We start from the raw sequence: 18,414 nt of genomic DNA, 5'->3' as shown, positions 1-18,414 counted from the left end.
TTTGTAAAGAATTAATCTTTAATACTTATCTCATGAAAAAAATTATTTTAGTTACCATAGCGTTATTAGTTTCAATTAGTTTTGAAGCTCAAAACAAAAACATAAAAGACGAAACAAAAACGACGACAACTACTATTACTGATTCTAATGGTAAAAAAACCTATGTAAAGAAAGAAAATACAAGAGAAGTTCAAAAAATTGAATTGAAAGAAGAAAAACCAAACACTTTGAACATCGAAACCAAAGATTCACCAGTTGTAGTTACAACTACTACAAAAATCACCAATCCTGACGGAAGTACACGTACAGTTGATGTAGATCGTTCATCCTATTATATGTATGACAACAAAAAATACAATGTTGAACTTGATGCTAATGGCTATAGAATAACTGGTGATGACATTAAAAAAAGTGCTTTACTAAGAAAAACATCTACTAATAGTTTTATTTATTATAATGGTAAAGAAACATCAATTGGTTATTTTGATACTGATGGAAATTTAGTTTTAGAAACCTATAATTCCAAAACCGATACTGTTACTTATAAAACTTATGTTATTGTGAAACAATAGAAAAAAAAGCGAATCAAAAACTATTAAAGAATTAGTTTTTGATTCGCTCTATTTTAATCATCAATACTCAAAATTATCTTTTCCTCTTCTTCTGTAGCAACCATTCCAGAGATTTCCCAATAATTACTTAGAATTGTATTTTTCTTATTGAATAAGGTTTTATCTTTAAAAACCTCACTTTCCTTAAAGCTGTAATTTTGGTTACTGAAATTAGTAGTTATAAAGTAATTCCTAACTTCTATGTCTGTCGTTTTATTCTTAACAACTTTTTCATATCCGATTTTCTCTTTTGAACCAATTAAATAATAATTATTGGAGTCAAATCGATACATGGTTTTGAAAAAAGATTTATAAACATGCTTCCCATTTTTTCCTGTTTTATCTTTTGCTTTTGCAAATGAAGTTGGAGAAATCTCGGAACTAACTTCAATAATTATCTTTCTTTTTCTATCATAAGTTATAGTGTAGTCGTCTAACATTGCTGAACTATTATCTGCTGGTATAGCAGTCATAACATAGTAATCTTCATTGACTGGATGTGCTTTTACTAAAAAATCGTACTCTTTCTTAGCTCTCGGTTCCAAAAGCGGATTCAAATATTTGAAATTGTAATAGTTTTGCATAATATTATTCAAATTGTATCCTACAAGTTCATCCATTATATAATCTTCAACCAATCCGAAAGACCTATTTTGCTCTACCAATATAGTTGTGCTAAAATCATTTGGCTTTCCTGAAAGTTGAAAATTCAAGAGTCCATCATTGTAATTAGAATAAACTCCGTTAAGTTTAAAAAACTCTCTAGAATATACTTTCAATCTTGCTGGAACCGTGAGTTTTTTGGAAGAATTTTCTATTAAAGAAGCCAGTATTTTTTGTGGATGTTGCTTTGTTAAAATTATTTCATCTAATTTATTAAAACTACTTTTAAGAAAGATTACAGTTTCTCTTTCTTTTAATATTGTAGACCTAATTGTTTGAGAAACATAGGAAGTATGCGTTATTTGTATATTGGAAATTCCTTTTAGAAGAAAACTGACTTTTCCTTCAGCATTACTTAAATTAAGTTGCTTTGTTTTTAAGACTAAAACAGTTGCATCTTCAATAGCTAAATTAGTATCTGCATCTTTAAGAATTATAGATTTTTCTACCTCTTGAGAATAAAGATGACTTGAAAAAAATAAAAAAACAAATGCAATAAAACACTTCATACTTGAATTAGTTTATTAACAAATATATAAATTCTTTTAAAACATTGATAAATAATAGATTAAATATGTTTTATAAAATCATAACCTATTTAATTAAAACAAAAAAACCACCAACTATATCAACAGTTGGTGGTTTACTCTATATTTTGCAAAAAATAAGTTACTCGTTATGTAAAAACGATTGTCTGTTTAAAAGTGTTTCTTCACTTTCTACATGATTGTCATCAGGAATACAACAATCCACTGGACAAACTGCTGCACACTGAGGTTCTTCGTGAAAACCTTTACATTCTGTACATTTTCCAGGTACAATGTAGTAAACATCATCAGATACTGGCGTTTGAGCTGCATCAGCATCCACTTCAGTTCCGTCTGGAAGAATTACTTTTCCTCTTAACTTTGTACCGTCTTTGTATCTCCAATCATCTGCACCTTCATAGATTGCAGTATTTGGACATTCTGGCTCACATGCACCACAATTGATACATTCGTCTGTTATTATGATTGCCATCTTTACTTTTAGATATTAAATTTAAGATATTAGATTTAAAAAATCCTTAATCCTAAATGATTTGTTTAATTTTGTGCAAAATTACAATCAAAACCATTCATAAACAAGTTACAAATGTTACAAAAAGAAAAAATTAACGCTTTTGTAGAATTAGGAAAGTTTTTAAGCCAATTTTCGTTGGATAATAACACCAAAAATGAAGCTGTTCTAAATAATAATTTGTTCTATGATGATTTTATAAATTTGATTGAATTATCACAATCTCATAATGGTTGGTTTACACCGGAACAAGTTTATTTTGCTATAAATTCTTGGGCAGAAGCTTTGACAGAAGAAAATTTAGACAAATGGTTATCAAATTACGATTTCTCTAATGTGCAACCAAAAACAGTTGGATTAATCCTTGCCGGAAACATTCCATTAGTTGGTTTTCATGATTTTTTATCGGTAGTGGTTTCTGGTCATAAAGTTTTGGTAAAGACATCTTCCAACGATCAAAAATTATTGCCTTTCCTTGCTAACTATTTAATCTCTGTAAATTCTGAATTAGAAAATTACATCAAATTTACAGAAGGAAAATTAGAAAATTTTGATGCAGTAATTGCGACTGGAAGTAATAATACAGCAAGATATTTCGAATTTTATTTCAAAGACAAGCCAAGTATTATTCGTAAAAATAGAAATTCAGTTGCCGTTTTAACTGGAAATGAGTCGCATGAAGATTTAGTAAATTTAGGCGAAGATATTTTTAGATATTTTGGGTTAGGTTGTCGCAATGTTTCAAAACTTTTTATTCCAAAAGACTACAATTTTGAAAATTTCTTTAAAGCCATTTACGAATATAAAGATGTGATTTTTTACGAAAAATATTCTAACAACTACGATTATAATAAAGCCGTTTTTTTGATGAGTAATTTCAAATTGTTGGATAATGAATTTCTTACAATCAAAGAAGACACAAGTTACTCCTCACCGATTTCATCTGTTTTTTATGAATATTATGAGGACTTGAATGAAATAAAATCACGTTTAGAAAACGATGCTGACCAAATTCAATGCATTGTTTCAAAAGATGCAATAGAAAATTCAATACTATTTGGACAAACACAAAAACCAAAACTTTGGGATTATGCCGATAACGTTGACACTTTAGCATTTCTAAAGGAAATTTGATTGCATTTTTCTCAAAAATTGTTATAAACTATAACGATTTCGTTAATAACAAGGGCTGATTATTGTCAAATTCTAACCGCTTTTTCGTAGGCTATTTACGAAATTTGCGCTTTAAAATTTGCATTAACTTAACAATGAAAAAACACAACTACAGCGCTGGACCATGTATTCTTCCTCAAGAAGTCTTTGAAAAATCAGCACAAGCCATTTTAAATTTTAATAATTCCGATTTATCTATTTTAGAAATATCTCATAGAAGTAAAGATTTTGTTGCCGTTATGGACGAAGCAAGGGCTTTAGTTTTAGAACTTTTAGGATTGGAAGGAAAAGGATATCAAGCCTTATTTTTAGCTGGTGGAGCTAGCTTAGAATTCTTGATGGTTCCATACAATTTAATGAAAACGGATGGAAAAGCAGCTTATTTAGACACTGGAACATGGGCAAGTAATGCTATAAAAGAAGCCAAACATTTTGGAGAAACTCTAATAGTAGGTTCATCTAAAGAGCAAAATTACAATCACATTCCAAAAGGTTATTCAATTCCTGAGGATGCTTCCTATTTTCATTGTACAAGCAACAATACCATTTTTGGAACGCAAATGAAATCGTTTCCAACAACAAATGTTCCAGTAGTTTGTGATATGAGTTCGGATATTTTTTCTAGAACATTAGACTTTTCAAAATTTGATTTAATATATGCTGGAGCTCAAAAAAATATGGGACCAGCTGGTGCAACATTAGTAGTTGTAAAAGAAGAAATTTTAGGAAAATCTGGAAAATATATTCCAAGTATGTTGGATTATGAAAAACATATCAAAGCAGAAAGTATGTACAATACGCCGCCTGTTTTTCCTATTTATGCATCGCTTCTAACATTACAATGGTTGAAAAACCTTGGAGGAATTGCAGCAATTGAAAAAATCAACGAAGCTAAAGCCAACTTATTATATACAGAAATCGATAGAAATCCATTATTTAAAGGAACTGCAGTCGTTGAAGATAGAAGTATCATGAACGCCACGTTTTTATTAAATGATGAAAACCACGCACCTATTTTTGACAAAATGTGGAAAGAAGCAGGAATTTCTGGATTGCCTGGACATCGTTCTGTTGGAGGATATCGTGCATCAATGTACAATGCTTTGCCTCTAGAAAGCGTTCAAGTTTTGGTTGATGTAATGAAAGAGCTTGAATCTAAAATATAAAAAACAAAACATAAATTATAAATGAGTTTTAAATTTTAAACTCATAAACCTTTAAACTCATAAACTCAAATTATGAAAGTATTAGCTAACGACGGAATTTCAAAAAGCGGAATCAAAGCTTTAGAAAAAGGTGGATTTGAAGTAATTACAACCAAAGTAGCTCAAGAACAAGTTGCCAATTTCATCAATTCGAATAATGTTGATGTGATTTTAGTTAGAAGTGCAACCAAAGTTCGTAAAGACATTATTGATGTATGTCCAAATTTAAAAATCATTGGTCGCGGTGGCGTTGGAATGGACAATATTGATGTAGAATATGCTCGTAACAAAGGTATTCATGTAATCAACACGCCAGCATCTTCTTCTGAAAGTGTGGCAGAATTGGTTTTTGCGCACTTATTTACTGGAGTTCGTTTCTTGCACGATTCGAACAGAAATATGCCTTTAGAAGGTGATACTAATTTTGAAGGTTTGAAAAAAGCTTATGCAAATGGTATCGAACTTCGTGGCAAAACATTAGGAATTATTGGTTTTGGAAGAATTGGTCAAGCGGTTGCAAAAATGGCACTTGGACTTGGAATGAAAGTAATTGCTGCAGATAAATTTTTAAGCAATGCCGAAATCAGAGTTGATTTTTACACTGGTCAATTCATAAATGTTGATATTATTACAGAACCATTAGAAGATTTATTCAAACATTCTGATTTTATTACACTTCACGTTCCTGCGCAAGAAGGTTATGTAATTGATGCCGATGAAATTGCTCAAATGAAAGACAATGTAGGAATCGTAAATTGTGCTCGTGGTGGTGTTATTAATGAAGTTGCTTTAATCGAAGCTTTAGATAATGATAAAATCCTATTTGCAGGTTTAGATGTTTTTGAAAATGAACCAACTCCTGAAATTCAAATTTTGATGCATCCTAGAATTTCGTTAACGCCTCATATTGGTGCTGCAACTCTAGAAGCGCAAGACAGAATCGGAACCGAATTAGCCGAACAAATTATTGGTCTATTAAAGAAGTAATCAACTTCAAAAAAAATAGAATCCAAATCTGAAGTAAAATTTAGATTTGGATTTTTTTGTAGAATAAATTTGACGTTTTATAAATTTGCTTTTAAACTTTTATACCTTTGTTAAAACTAAAAACAAAAAACTATGTTTGAACAACTTACAGAATTAGTAAAACAATTTGGTGGTGATGCAGTAGTAAACAATCCTGCAGTACCAAACGAACAAAATGAAGCCGTAATGGAAGAAGCTGGAGGTTCAATCCTTTCTGGTTTAAAAGATATGGTTGCTAGTGGAAATATTGGTGATTTAGCAGGATTACTTTCTGGTAAAACTCCAATTGATATGAACAATCCAGTAGTTCAAGAATTAACAGGAAAAGTAACAGGAAACCTTGGAGAAAAATTCGGTTTATCTTCAGAAGCTGCTGGAAGTGTAGCTGGTGGTTTAATTCCTCAAATATTAGGTGGATTGATTAATAAAGCTAAAGATCCTAACCAACCTGGATTTAATATTACAGATTTGATTAGCTCAATTTCAGGTGGAAATGGTGGTGGATTGATGGATGCTGTTACTAAATACGGTGGTCAATTTGGTTTAGACCAAGATGGTGACGGACAAGTTGGAATGAGTGACGCAATTTCTGCTGTGACTAAAAAATCTGGTGGACTTGGAGGTTTATTAGGAAAACTTTTTGGAAAATAATTAAATGAAATTCTTTTCAATAATAACCATCACTTTTACAGTGGTGGTTTTTTTATGGCTAAATGTGAGAATCATGTAATCATTATCCTCATTTTTGTAACATAAAAGCTTGAATTTCTTCTCAATTTTGTTGTTGATATTAATTATAACATTAATAATAAAACAATGAAATCATCAAAAAAACTAGGAATTTGGATGGATCATTCTAATGCCTATTTAATCGAATTTCCTTCAGAGGTAAAAGAAACCAAAACCATAACTTCCGATTTTACTTATGAAGATAAGGTAGAAACTTTAAAACGAAGTGAAAATGAAATGCATAACAAAGAGCAGCAAAAACATACAACTTTTTACAAAAATATTGCTGCTGAAATTGAAAAATATGATGAAGTCCTTCTATTTGGTCCAACGGATGCAAAAGCAGAATTATTCAATATTTTAAAATCTGATTCAAAATACAGCAAAGTCAAAATTAAAGTCAAAAATGCTGATAAAATGAGTGATATAGAGCAACATCATTTCATTAGAGATTATTTCAACCGTTTAGAATTCAAAATGTAAATTAAGCCAAATGAAAGATACTCAAAAAAAAGACCATGAGAAATTAGATGAATTTCCTGGTTATCCTCATTATCCTGCCAATGAAGATATTTATAACCAACTTGAAAAAAAAATTGATATAAATCCTGAAGATATTTCTAAAAAGAAACCATTCATCCAAATTGATAATACTTCTGAATTAAATGAAAAAGATTTCGATCAAGATCAAACTGGTGAAGATTTAGACATTCCAGGAACTGAACTTGATGACGAGCAAGAAGAAGTTGGTAGCGAAGATGAAGAAAACAACTATTACAGTATTGGTGGTGACAATCATAACGATTTGGACGAAGATAAAGGAGAATAATTTCAGCAAATAAAATGATGTTTGGTACTAACAAATTACATTTATATTTTATGGCTTGAAAAGAGTATCTCAGTTATTGAGGTACTTTTTTTTGTTAAAACAGTTATAAATCAAATCACAATAGATTGAATTTTAGTAACTTTATAAAAAATATATTGTGAAAAATCTAATTTACTTTTTTGTAATACTTGTTTTTATAATTGGATGCTCTTCAACAAATAAATCTATTTCAACAACTAATGAGAATTCGACAAAAGCATCCGATACTATTAGAATTGCAAATGACTCTTTAGAATATGAAGTCATAATTATTGATGTTGGATTTAATTCTTGGTTATATTCTCAAGCAAGACAAAGAGGATTTTATTCAGAAAGCTATTTGGAAGACAGAAATAGAATCTATGTAAATGAATGGAATAATCGTGCAAGACAACCGCTACGTTACAATCCTAATTTATATGAAATGCAAATAAATTACGATTCTAATATTCACTATGGTTACGAAGTAAACTACTTGATTTATAATTATTTCATTTATTTTCAAATAACATACAAACAACAACTCGCCGGATTTGTTCCACGTCCATAAATTGAGTAAATTTGCACTTTATTTTAGAAAATGGGAAGTTTTAAAGAACGTTGGAACATAACATCAGATTGGCAAGTAGTTGTCATACTTGTTGTATTTGCTGCTACTGGTATATCATCTTCTATTATATCTAAACCTTTTTTAGCATTACTAGGAATTTACAAAGAATCAACCTCACCATGGATTTATTATCCTCTGTACATTATCCTTATTTTTCCATTTTACCAAGTACTATTAGTTTTTTACGGATTCTTATTTGGTCAATTCAAATTCTTTTGGGCTTTTGAAAAGAAAATGCTTCGCAGCATGAAACTTGGATTTATCGCCGATTTTTTTGAGAAATAAAAAAAGGAACTATTGAAGTTCCTTTAAATTATTATCCTCTTGACTTTTAATCACATAAGTGTAAATCCATGTCAGAGTAAAAGTTGGAATGAAATCACTAAAAGGTAATATCTCTTCTAAAAACTCTATTATTCCACCCACTTTACCAATGGAACCTTTATACATATAAGATAACATAAAAGCGGCTAATGGTGCCCAAATGGTATCTGCAAGTTCTCCAAAAACTGGAACTAAATAGGTTAACATACCAACCAAATCAAGAAAAATACCTAAAAATAAATTTCTTTGTTTGTTACTTAAGTTGGTCAATGCATCCGATTGTAATATCATTTCTAATTTAATTTATAATTTGGAAATGATATTACAAATCTAATGCCAAACTATTTAGGCTGATTAATCATGTTGAAAAAGTCGTTTCTGTTTTCTTTTTCATTGAAAATTCCACCGTACTGAATGGTTGAAGTATAACTCGATTCATCTTTAATTCCACGACTTGACACACACAAATGTGTAGCTTCCATCACAACAATTACGTTATCAGTTTCTAGAACAGTTTTCAATTCGTTGTAAATCTGCATAATCAAACGCTCTTGCACTTGCGGACGACGAGAATAATAATCTACTATCCTATTCAATTTTGACAATCCAATAACTTTTCCACTAGATACATAGCCAATGTGAGCTTTTCCAACTATTGGTAAAAAATGGTGCTCGCAAGTTGAGTTGAAACTAATGTTAGCTTCGACCAACATCTTGTCATAATTATAACTGTTGTCAAAAACCGATATTTTTGGTTTGTTCGCTGGATTCAATCCAGAAAATATTTCTTGAATAAACATTTTAGCAACTCTGTGAGGTGTTCCTTGAAGACTATCATCAGTCATGTCTAATCCCATTTCTTCCATAATGATATGGAAATGCTTTTCTATGGTTTGCATTTTGTCAGCATCCGATTTGTCAAATGCATCAGGACGCAAAGGAGTTTCTGCTGATGTCATCTGATGATTATCGCCAATCAATTCGTAAATTTCTTTTTCAATTAATGTGTTCATGGCTATTTTATTTTGGGTTTATTTTGTTTAACAAATTTACGATAATTTTAAACAAAAAGTTTTCTTTAACTTTTATTTATTATTTATTCAACGATAAAAAAAATCTATATCACTCATTTTTTATAAAATACTTTGTTACTTTGTGAAAAATTGAAGCATGATTACAGCCAAAAATATTCACAAGTTTTATGATAGTTTACAAGTCTTAAAAGGTGTTGATTTACATATAAAAAAAGGTGAAATTGTATCCATTGTAGGTGCATCTGGTGCAGGAAAAACAACGCTATTGCAAATCCTTGGAACGTTAGACAAACCTTCTTTAGAAAATGGAACTTCATTAACCATAAATGAGGAAGACATTTTAAAAATGAATGACAAATTGTTATCTAAATTTAGAAACCAACATTTGGGATTTATTTTTCAATTTCATCAATTATTACCTGAATTTACAGCTTTAGAAAACGTTTGTATTCCAGCATTTATTGGTGGAAAAGAAAAAAAAGAAACCGAAACAGAAGCAAAAAGATTACTTGATTATTTGGGATTATCACACAGAATTGATCACAAACCCAACGAACTTTCGGGCGGTGAACAACAAAGAGTTGCAGTTGCAAGAGCTTTAATCAACAAACCAGCAGTGATTTTCGCCGATGAACCTTCAGGAAATTTAGATACGGCTTCTGCAGAAAATTTACATCAATTGTTTTTCAAACTTCGTGATGAATTTGGACAAACCTTCGTAATTGTAACCCACAACGAAGAATTAGCCAACATGGCAGACCGAAAATTGGTTATGGTTGATGGACAGATTAGTAATTAAAAAGTTGCGAGTTTCGGGTTGCGGGTTTCGGGTTTCGGGTTTCGGGTTCTGTAATAAACATAAAATTACTTAAACTCTCAAACTTTTAAACTCTTAAACTTTTAAACCTTTAAACTCTTAAACTTTCAAACAAAAAGTAAATGCTTCTAATACTTCTATCATGGATTTATATTCTCTTCACCACAATCAATCTTGGTTTTGGTTTTGATAGATGTATTGGATTGAAAAATAAAAATTTCGCGATTACATCCATTTTAGGATTGTTTTCTGTTACTATTCTTGCGAGTATTTGGGCCATTTTTGGCAGAATTAATTTTGAATTTCATGGAGTTCTCTTGATTCTAAATCTTTTACTTTTTTTTAAATTCCAAAAGGAGATTATTGAAAACTATAAAAGCTTTTGGATTGAACTACAATCACTATCAAAAAAGCTAAAAATCTTTTTATTCACAATTACTTTAATGATAGTTGCGCAATGCAGCTCCATTCCTTATGTAATTGATAATGAGTCTTATTACATTCAAACCATCAAATGGATTAATGAATACGGATTTGTAAAAGGAATTGTGAATTTGCATTTTTTTCTTGGTCAAACGAGTGGTTGGCACATTACGCAAAGTGTTTTTAATTTTTCATTTCTGTATTCCAATTTCAATGATTTAAGTGGATTTGTAATGCTTTTGGGAACCATTTTTTCTATCCAAAAACTTCAAGAATTTTACCAAAATAAGAACTCCAATTATCTTTTGATAGGATTGTTTCCGATAGCGAGTATTTTCCTTTTTCAATTTATTAGCGCGCCTTCGCCTGATATTCCAGTTTATGTTTTGTCATTTATCATCTTTTTTTACTTTTTAGAAAATTTCAAAAAATGTACTGTTGAAGTTTTTAATTTGATTGTAATTCTGATACTTTTTACACTTTATATTAAAAATACCACTTTAACTTTTGTTATAATTCCAATCGTATTATTGATTCAAAATTTCAAAATTCTATCAAAAAATTTATCAAAATCGTTTCTATTGGCAACTATTGTTTTGATACTTTTTATAACGAAAAACATGATTATTTGTGGTTCGCCAGTTTTTCCATCCAAATTATTTTCATCCTTAACTATGGATTATGCGATTCCTGATAGTATTGAAAGTTTTTATTACGACCAATTAAAATATTATGGTTACTTCGTCGATTTGCAACAATACAATTCTATGTCGGCTTTCGATTTATTTTTAAGATGGTTGTCACTTCCAAAACTAAATGGATTATTCAATAAATTGAGTGTTTTACTAATTATAATTACACCCTTTTTTATCTATAAATTTCAAAACAAGAAAGCAGTTTGGATACTTTATATTTTGATGGTTTTGCAATTAATCATCCTTTTCGCAACATCGCCTCAATATCGATTTTTCATGAATTTTATCTTATTCTTTTCGCTGTTTTGCTTCATTTGTTTGTTTCAAAATAAAAGAATAATCAATGCTGTTTTATTGCTTTCGTTAGTTCCAACGCTACTAATTCTATTTCTTCCTATCAATTTAAATCGTTTTTCAAATTACAAATTCATGATGGAACTCAGTAATTTTTCAACAGAGAACATCATTTTTCCTCATGAAAACACTAAAAACAATACATCATTTGAAGTTATACAATTAGGCAATTTAAAATACAACTCTCCTATCCAAAACGACTTCTTTTGGGCAAATGGAAACGGAGCACTTCCTTGCGTAAATAAAGACCAAATCGCTTATTTCAAAAAATACTTTTATATCATTCCACAACAAAGAAGCAAAGATTTAAAAGACGGATTTTATGCCAAAAAAATCAACAAAAATGACTAATTCCGAATTAAAATCCTTCCTTGACGAGAAAGTAGAATTATACAACAATCCGAAGTTTATTGAAAGTGATCCTATACAAATTCCGCATGCTTTTTCTTTGAAAGAAGACATTGAAATTGCAGGATTTTTATCGGCAACAATCGCTTGGGGAAACCGTAAAATGATAATCAATAATGCTAAAAAAATGATGGATTTCATGGGAAATTCACCATACGATTTTGTCCTAAACCATCAAGATTACCAGCTCGAAAAATTAGAGAATTTCGTTCATCGCACTTTCAATGGTGGCGATATGATTACGTTTGTAAAAGGTTTACAAAATATTTACACCAATCATAATGGTTTGGAAGCTGTTTTTTCAAAAAACATTGAGAAAGATTCAATGCAAAAAAGTATTTCCGAATTTAAGAAAGTGTTCTTCGAAATCAATCATCAAAATCGCACTCAAAAACACATTTCTGATCCTTTAAATAATTCGGCAGCAAAAAGAATAAACATGTTTCTTCGTTGGATGGTTCGAAACGATAAAAAAGGAGTTGATTTTGGAATTTGGAAAACCATTCCGACTTCCGCATTATCTTGTCCATTGGATGTTCATTCAGGAAATGTAGCTCGAAAATTAGAATTACTTTCTAGAAAACAAAACGATGCAAAAGCACTTTCAGAATTAGACTCCAGCCTTAGAAAATTAGACGCAAATGATCCAGTAAAATATGATTTTGCATTATTTGGTTTGGGAGTTTTTGAGAAGTTTTAAATTAATAGTTACGCATTTTTTTAAAAGCATCACTTTTGGCAATAAGAAATTCATAAATTTTAAGGTATTCCATTTCTTTCATTAAAACCGAAGATTGCACATCCACGCCACAGTATTCTTTGAATATAGTTATATCTTCTTCTTTTAATTTTAAAGTTTTAACATAAAAATCTTTGTCAAAATTAGACTCCAAATAATCGATAAAACGAACTTCTTCATTCTTTTTATCTTCATCATCATCACCAAAAAGACTTTTCACAAACTTTGATACTCCTTTACCCATTCTAACAAAATCTAATCCATTGGGAGTCCTTCCGTCATAAACGCCCACTACTTTTGGTGTTGAAGCTTCTTTAGCAACTGTAATCTTATCAATATCCTCCTGACTTACTATATTTTTATACTTAAATTTATTAGCAACTTTAACTTCATCAAGTTCAATTGGCATTTTAGATAAATTAATTTGTAGCCAATTAGCATCTATGTCTTTCTGAGTGATAATTAATTTATAATTATTAAACTCGTTTACAAACAACACTAATTTATCACCAACAGCGACTTTAATTTTAAACTCTCCATTGTTATTAGTTACAACAAGCGTGTTTTGTGTAAAATTAATAACGTCAACTTTAGCCATAGGAAAATTGTCGTTCACAACTTTTCCTGAAATCACTTTCTCGGTTTGAGAACAAACATTTTGAATAAAAAAAAGTAAAATAAAAAAGTAGTTTATCTTCATAAGGTTCTGTTATACTTCATAAAAGTATTTGAAACATTCAAAATAAAAACACAAGTAACCTATAATCTTATGTTAAATAAAAACTTACAACTGTAATACAAATAAGAAAAAGGAACCTCAAGTTCATTAAAATTTTAAGTTTTAATCAAATATAATTTGAACTAAAAATTGCAATTGATATTGATTTTTTATGCTATTTTTGTCCAAATAATAACACAACAACACAACTATGCTTATCATCGGAATTGCAGGCGGAACAGGTTCAGGAAAAACAACTGTTGTTCACCAAATTATGAACGAACTTCCAGAAACTGAAGTCGGAATTATTTCTCAAGACTCTTACTACAAACAAAATGTAGGCATGAGTTATGAAGAGAGAAGCAACATCAATTTTGATCATCCACGTGCCATTGACTTTGAACTTTTAGTACAACATTTAAAAGAGTTGAAAGCCGGAAAAACCATCGACCAACCTGTTTATTCTTTCGTTACGCACAACAGAACCGACGATACTATTTCAACACATCCAAGAAAAGTAATGATTGTAGAAGGAATTCTTATACTTACCAATCCAGAACTTCGTGAGATGTTTGATGTAAAAGTTTTTGTTCACGCCGATTCAGACGAGCGTTTAATTCGTCGTTTAAAACGTGATATTGCTGAGCGTGGTCGAGATATGGAAGAAGTTTTAAACCGTTACCAAACTACACTAAAACCAATGCACCAACAGTTCATCGAACCAACAAAAGCATTTGCAGACATTATCATTCCAAATGACAAATACAATACCGTTGCTATCGATGTAGTTCGTGCTGTAATCAACCAACGCTTAGTCTAATTTTATATCTGAAATAAATGAAAAATTGGTTTCAAAACCTTATTAGTGATTTTCCGTTTCTTAAATTTTTAGGAAGCAAATACACTTTGGTTTCCTTATTTTTCATCGTTTGGATGCTTTTTCTTGACAACTATTCTTATATGGATAGTCGTGTTTTAGATAAAGAAATCAACGAATTAGAAGACAATAAAAGATACTACCAAGAAGAAATCGCTAAGGACAAACAAAGCATTAAAAACCTAAACAATCCTGGTCAAACCGAAAAATATGCTCGCGAGAAATACTACATGAAAAAAGACAGCGAAGACATATACATCATTGACATCGAAGAGGATAGAATTAAAGACAGTATAGAAGGAGCGAAACAGTAGTCCTTTCGAAAATGGCAATTCCTGCTTTCCTCTCGTCCCAAAAGACGAGATCCAATCAGGGCTAGATTGTGAACTTTAAACTAGATATCACGGTTTTAAAGAAACTCATTCGAAAAAAATTATCATTTATCAGTATTAGAATTTAACCATCGAAAAAGTATATACCTATTTTGCAAAAAATCAAATTTAAATCTTCAAAAAAAGATAATTTTTGACTAAATTTGAAGTATCAAAAAGCAAAATACTTGTGAGCACAAATAAACCACTTTTTACAGATTTTGAAAGCGTAAGTTCCAAACAATGGAAACAGCAAATTCAATACGAACTCAAAGGCGCTGATTACAACGAAACACTCGTTTGGGAAAGCCCAGAAGGAATCAAAGTAAAACCATTTTATCACAATGATGAAGTGGAAGAAACAGATTTTAAAATTTCAATAAATTCTCCAGAAAAAGCTTTTGAAATCCTTCAAAACATCTTCGTTCACGACGTGAAAAAATCTAACGAACGAGCTTTAGACACATTAAATCGCGGTGCAGAATGTATTCGTTTTACGATAGAAAACGATACCATTTCTATAGCAGATTTGATGCAAAATCTTCCTTTAGAAAAAACAACTTACTATTTTAATTTGCCATTTCTATCGGTAGATTTCGCAACTAAAGTAAGTGAATATGCTGCCAAAAATCATGCAAAATTCGTAATCCAAATTGATCCAATTGGGCAACTTACTAAAGACGGAAATTGGTTTGAAAACCTAGAAAGTGATTTTGAAAAACTAAATACTATTGCAAGTTCATCAGCAATTAATTATCTAAATATTAGTTCGGGAATTTATCAAAATGCTGGAGCCAATATGGTGCAACAATTAGCTTACACTTTGGCTCATGCCAATGAATATTTCAATAGAATTCCGGCATTAAAACATCCCATAACAATTGAAGTCGCAGTTGGAACCAACTACTTTTTCGAAATTGCAAAATTGAGAGCTTTACGACTTTTGTTCAACACTTTAGCAAAAGAGTTCCATCATAATTTTGATTGTAACATCATCGTAACACCAACTCGTAGAAACAAAACCATTTACGATTACAACGTAAACATGCTACGAACTACAACCGAATGTATGTCGGCAATTCTTGGTGGTGCTAATGTTGTAGCCAATTTACCTTACGATGCATTATATCATAAAGACAACGAATTTGGCGATAGAATTGCTAGAAACCAACTTTTAGTTTTAAAACACGAAAGTTATTTTGATAAAGTAAATAATCCTGCTGATGGCGCTTATTATATTGAAAATCTAACGCAACAATTAGCAGAAAAAGCATTAGAATTATTCAAAGACATTGAAAAAAATGGTGGTTTAATTACCCAATTAATGGAAGGAACTATTCAACGAAAAATCAGTGAAAGTGCCAACAAAGAGCAAGAATTATTCGACAATGGTAAAGAAATATTATTAGGAACCAACAAATATCCAAACAAAAACGATAGCATGAAAAACGATTTGGAATTGTATCCTTTTGTAAAACAAAATCCGCGCAAAACGCTCATCACTCCTATCATTGAAAAAAGATTGGCAGAGAAATTAGAGCAAGAGCGATTATCTCAAGAATCATAACCATGAGAAAAAATATACAACATATAACTTTGGAAAGTTCGAAAAACTCGAAACCCGAAACCCGAAACTCGGAACTTTTCCACACTGCTGAAAATATTGAAGTAAAACCAACTTATTCTAAAGAAGACATTGAAAATTTGGAACACATTGGTTTTGGAGCAGGATTTGCACCCAATCTTCGTGGACCTTATGCTACCATGTACGTTCGTCGTCCTTGGACCATTCGTCAATATGCTGGATTTTCAACTGCTGAAGAAAGTAATGCTTTCTACAGAAGAAATCTTGCTGCTGGACAAAAAGGACTTTCGGTAGCATTTGATTTAGCTACTCACAGAGGTTACGATTCTGACCACGAACGCGTTTTTGGAGACGTTGGAAAAGCTGGAGTTGCTATCGATTCGGTTGAAGATATGAAAATTCTTTTCGACCAAATTCCATTGGGTGAAATGTCGGTTTCTATGACAATGAATGGTGCTGTTTTACCCATTATGGCATTTTATATTGTTGCTGCAGAAGAACAAGGTGTAACTCCTAACCTACTTTCAGGAACGATTCAAAATGATATTTTGAAGGAATTTATGGTTAGAAATACCTACATCTATCCACCAACGCCTTCGATGAAAATCATTGCTGATATTTTTGAATATACGAGCAAAAAAATGCCAAAATTCAACTCGATTTCTATTTCAGGTTACCACATGCAAGAAGCTGGAGCTACTGCAGATATTGAGTTGGCCTACACTTTAGCAGACGGTTTGGAATACATTAGAACAGGTTTAGCAACCGGAATGAAAATCGATGAGTTCGCTCCTCGCCTTTCCTTTTTCTGGGCTATTGGAATGAATCATTTTATGGAAATTGCCAAAATGCGTGCCGGAAGAATGTTGTGGGCAAAATTGCTAAAACAATTCCATCCGCAAGATGAAAAATCATTGGCATTGCGAACGCATTGTCAAACTTCGGGTTGGAGTTTAACTGAGCAAGATCCTTTTAATAATGTGGCTAGAACTGCTATTGAAGCAGCTGCTGCGGCTTTTGGAGGAACACAATCGTTGCATACCAACGCATTGGACGAAGCGATTGCATTACCAACCGATTTCTCGGCTAGAATTGCAAGAAATACGCAAATCTTTTTACAAGAAGAAACCAAAATTTGCAAAACGGTCGATCCTTGGGCTGGAAGTTATTATGTAGAAAGTTTGACCAACGAAATTGCACAAAACGCTTGGAAACTTATTGAAGAAGTAGAAGAATTAGGAGGAATGACGAAAGCCATCGAAGCTGGAATTCCAAAATTGCGTATTGAAGAAGCTGCGGCTCGAAAACAAGCTAGAATTGATAGTAGCCAAGATATCATTGTTGGCGTTAACAAATTCAGATTAGAAAAAGAAGATCCATTACAGATTTTAGATGTAGATAACGATATGGTGCGCAAGCAACAAATTGAGCGTTTGACACAAATAAAAGCAACTCGCGATAATACTAAAGTTGCCGAATGTTTAGCAAAATTAACCGATTGTGCTAAAAACTCTAATGGAAATTTATTAGATTTGGCAGTAGAAGCAGCAAGAAACAGAGCAACATTAGGTGAAATTAGTGATGCTTTAGAAGCAGTTTTCGGTAGATATAAAGCACAAATTAGAAGTTTTAGCGGCGTGTATAGTAAAGAGATTAAAAACGACGAAAGTTTTGAAAAAGCAAAACAACTAGCCGATGCCTTCGCCAAAAAAGAAGGTCGTCGTCCTAGAATTATGATTGCCAAAATGGGACAAGACGGACACGATCGTGGTGCGAAAGTAGTTGCCACAGGTTATGCCGACGTAGGTTTTGACGTGGATATTGGTCCGTTATTTCAAACGCCACAAGAAGCTGCGAAACAAGCCGTAGAAAACGACGTTCACATTCTTGGAGTTTCATCTCTTGCTGCTGGACACAAAACTTTAGTGCCACAAGTTATTGCAGAACTTAAAAAATACGGACGCGAAGATATTATGGTAATTGTTGGTGGCGTAATTCCTGCGCAAGATTACCAATTTCTTTTTGATGCTGGAGCGGTTGCCGTTTTTGGTCCTGGAACTAAAATTAGTGAAGCTGCAATTAGTATTTTGGAGGTGCTTTTGGAGGATTAAAACAATAACGTTAA

Annotated in this window: 21 protein-coding genes; 16 read left to right on the top strand and 5 right to left on the bottom strand. The window is 31.4% G+C overall.

What is annotated here, in order from left to right:
- The first annotated feature begins 32 nt into the window (after positions 1–32).
- Positions 33–572 (top strand): hypothetical protein, encoded by a 540-nt coding sequence (locus ACIQ06_RS07695; RefSeq protein ID WP_396145120.1) that lies wholly within the window; start codon positions 33–35, stop codon positions 570–572.
- Between the two features lie 53 nt (positions 573–625).
- On the opposite strand, the gene ACIQ06_RS07690 is transcribed toward ACIQ06_RS07695, so the two are convergent.
- Both ACIQ06_RS07690 and ACIQ06_RS07685 read right to left on the bottom strand, forming a co-directional pair.
- Positions 626–1,783, bottom strand: coding sequence for a hypothetical protein (locus ACIQ06_RS07690; protein ID WP_396145116.1), 1,158 nt, complete (start codon positions 1,781–1,783; stop codon positions 626–628).
- Between the two features lie 160 nt (positions 1,784–1,943).
- Positions 1,944–2,294, bottom strand: coding sequence for a 4Fe-4S dicluster domain-containing protein (locus tag ACIQ06_RS07685; RefSeq protein WP_345089648.1), 351 nt, complete (start codon positions 2,292–2,294; stop codon positions 1,944–1,946).
- Between the two features lie 114 nt (positions 2,295–2,408).
- On the opposite strand from ACIQ06_RS07685, the gene ACIQ06_RS07680 reads away from it, so the two are divergent.
- From ACIQ06_RS07680 to ACIQ06_RS07645, 8 genes are all read left to right on the top strand, one after another.
- A complete protein-coding gene (locus ACIQ06_RS07680; RefSeq protein ID WP_396145114.1) occupies positions 2,409–3,467 on the top strand; it encodes an acyl-CoA reductase in 1,059 nt (352 codons plus the stop codon).
- Positions 3,468–3,601: 134 nt separating this feature from the next.
- Positions 3,602–4,672 carry a 3-phosphoserine/phosphohydroxythreonine transaminase gene (gene serC, locus ACIQ06_RS07675; protein WP_396145112.1) on the top strand — a complete coding sequence of 357 codons (1,071 nt, stop codon included), beginning with the start codon at positions 3,602–3,604 and terminating at the stop codon, positions 4,670–4,672.
- Positions 4,673–4,744: 72 nt separating this feature from the next.
- Positions 4,745–5,698 carry a D-2-hydroxyacid dehydrogenase gene (locus tag ACIQ06_RS07670; RefSeq protein WP_396145110.1) on the top strand — a complete coding sequence of 318 codons (954 nt, stop codon included), beginning with the start codon at positions 4,745–4,747 and terminating at the stop codon, positions 5,696–5,698.
- Between the two features lie 132 nt (positions 5,699–5,830).
- On the top strand, positions 5,831–6,388 hold the full coding sequence (locus ACIQ06_RS07665; protein WP_396145108.1) for a hypothetical protein: 558 nt from the start codon (positions 5,831–5,833) through the stop codon (positions 6,386–6,388).
- A gap of 165 nt (positions 6,389–6,553) precedes the next feature.
- The gene (locus ACIQ06_RS07660; RefSeq protein ID WP_396145107.1) at positions 6,554–6,949 is read left to right on the top strand and encodes a hypothetical protein; all 396 of its coding nucleotides are present in this window, start codon (positions 6,554–6,556) and stop codon (positions 6,947–6,949) included.
- A gap of 10 nt (positions 6,950–6,959) precedes the next feature.
- Entirely contained in the window at positions 6,960–7,295 is a 336-nt protein-coding gene (locus ACIQ06_RS07655) for a hypothetical protein (protein WP_396145105.1), read from the top strand.
- A gap of 157 nt (positions 7,296–7,452) precedes the next feature.
- Positions 7,453–7,884, top strand: coding sequence for a DUF6146 family protein (locus ACIQ06_RS07650; protein WP_396145103.1), 432 nt, complete (start codon positions 7,453–7,455; stop codon positions 7,882–7,884).
- Between the two features lie 30 nt (positions 7,885–7,914).
- A complete protein-coding gene (locus tag ACIQ06_RS07645; protein ID WP_396145101.1) occupies positions 7,915–8,229 on the top strand; it encodes a DUF6787 family protein in 315 nt (104 codons plus the stop codon).
- A 9-nt stretch (positions 8,230–8,238) separates the two neighbouring features.
- Here the strand turns inward: ACIQ06_RS07645 and ACIQ06_RS07640 are convergent, their stop codons facing one another.
- Both ACIQ06_RS07640 and folE read right to left on the bottom strand, forming a co-directional pair.
- The gene (locus ACIQ06_RS07640) at positions 8,239–8,559 is read right to left on the bottom strand and encodes a hypothetical protein (RefSeq protein ID WP_396145099.1); all 321 of its coding nucleotides are present in this window, start codon (positions 8,557–8,559) and stop codon (positions 8,239–8,241) included.
- A 50-nt stretch (positions 8,560–8,609) separates the two neighbouring features.
- The gene (folE, locus tag ACIQ06_RS07635) at positions 8,610–9,281 is read right to left on the bottom strand and encodes a GTP cyclohydrolase I FolE (protein WP_298306666.1); all 672 of its coding nucleotides are present in this window, start codon (positions 9,279–9,281) and stop codon (positions 8,610–8,612) included.
- Positions 9,282–9,438: 157 nt separating this feature from the next.
- On the opposite strand from folE, the gene ACIQ06_RS07630 reads away from it, so the two are divergent.
- From ACIQ06_RS07630 to ACIQ06_RS07620, 3 genes are all read left to right on the top strand, one after another.
- Positions 9,439–10,101: an ABC transporter ATP-binding protein gene (locus ACIQ06_RS07630; protein ID WP_396145096.1), complete on the top strand. Its 663-nt coding sequence runs from the start codon at positions 9,439–9,441 to the stop codon at positions 10,099–10,101.
- 140 nt (positions 10,102–10,241) lie between these two features.
- Positions 10,242–11,942, top strand: a complete 1,701-nt coding sequence (locus ACIQ06_RS07625; RefSeq protein WP_396145093.1) for an LIC_10190 family membrane protein — start codon at positions 10,242–10,244, stop codon at positions 11,940–11,942.
- Complete coding sequence (locus tag ACIQ06_RS07620; protein ID WP_396145140.1) at positions 11,935–12,699, top strand: TIGR02757 family protein; 765 nt, start codon at positions 11,935–11,937, stop codon at positions 12,697–12,699. Before ACIQ06_RS07625 ends, ACIQ06_RS07620 begins: the two co-directional genes overlap by 8 nt.
- 1 nt (position 12,700) lies before the next feature.
- Here ACIQ06_RS07620 and ACIQ06_RS07615 read toward each other — a convergent pair whose 3' ends face one another.
- The gene (locus ACIQ06_RS07615; RefSeq protein WP_396145091.1) at positions 12,701–13,438 is read right to left on the bottom strand and encodes a hypothetical protein; all 738 of its coding nucleotides are present in this window, start codon (positions 13,436–13,438) and stop codon (positions 12,701–12,703) included.
- A gap of 229 nt (positions 13,439–13,667) precedes the next feature.
- Between ACIQ06_RS07615 and udk the strand changes: the two genes are divergently transcribed.
- The 4 genes from udk (at position 13,668) to scpA (ending at position 18,400) form a co-directional block, all read left to right on the top strand.
- Positions 13,668–14,276: a uridine kinase gene (gene udk, locus ACIQ06_RS07610; RefSeq protein ID WP_345089690.1), complete on the top strand. Its 609-nt coding sequence runs from the start codon at positions 13,668–13,670 to the stop codon at positions 14,274–14,276.
- Between the two features lie 17 nt (positions 14,277–14,293).
- Entirely contained in the window at positions 14,294–14,647 is a 354-nt protein-coding gene (locus ACIQ06_RS07605; RefSeq protein ID WP_396145088.1) for a septum formation initiator family protein, read from the top strand.
- A gap of 247 nt (positions 14,648–14,894) precedes the next feature.
- Positions 14,895–16,271 carry a methylmalonyl-CoA mutase subunit beta gene (locus ACIQ06_RS07600; RefSeq protein WP_396145086.1) on the top strand — a complete coding sequence of 459 codons (1,377 nt, stop codon included), beginning with the start codon at positions 14,895–14,897 and terminating at the stop codon, positions 16,269–16,271.
- Positions 16,272–16,273: 2 nt separating this feature from the next.
- Positions 16,274–18,400, top strand: coding sequence for a methylmalonyl-CoA mutase (gene scpA / locus ACIQ06_RS07595; protein ID WP_396145083.1), 2,127 nt, complete (start codon positions 16,274–16,276; stop codon positions 18,398–18,400).
- Positions 18,401–18,414 lie beyond the last annotated feature (14 nt).

Origin of the sequence: Flavobacterium sp., assembly GCF_044341265.1 — a bacterium.
Taxonomy (GTDB): Bacteria; Bacteroidota; Bacteroidia; order Flavobacteriales; family Flavobacteriaceae; genus Flavobacterium.
This window is presented reverse-complemented; position numbering and strand designations above follow the sequence as displayed.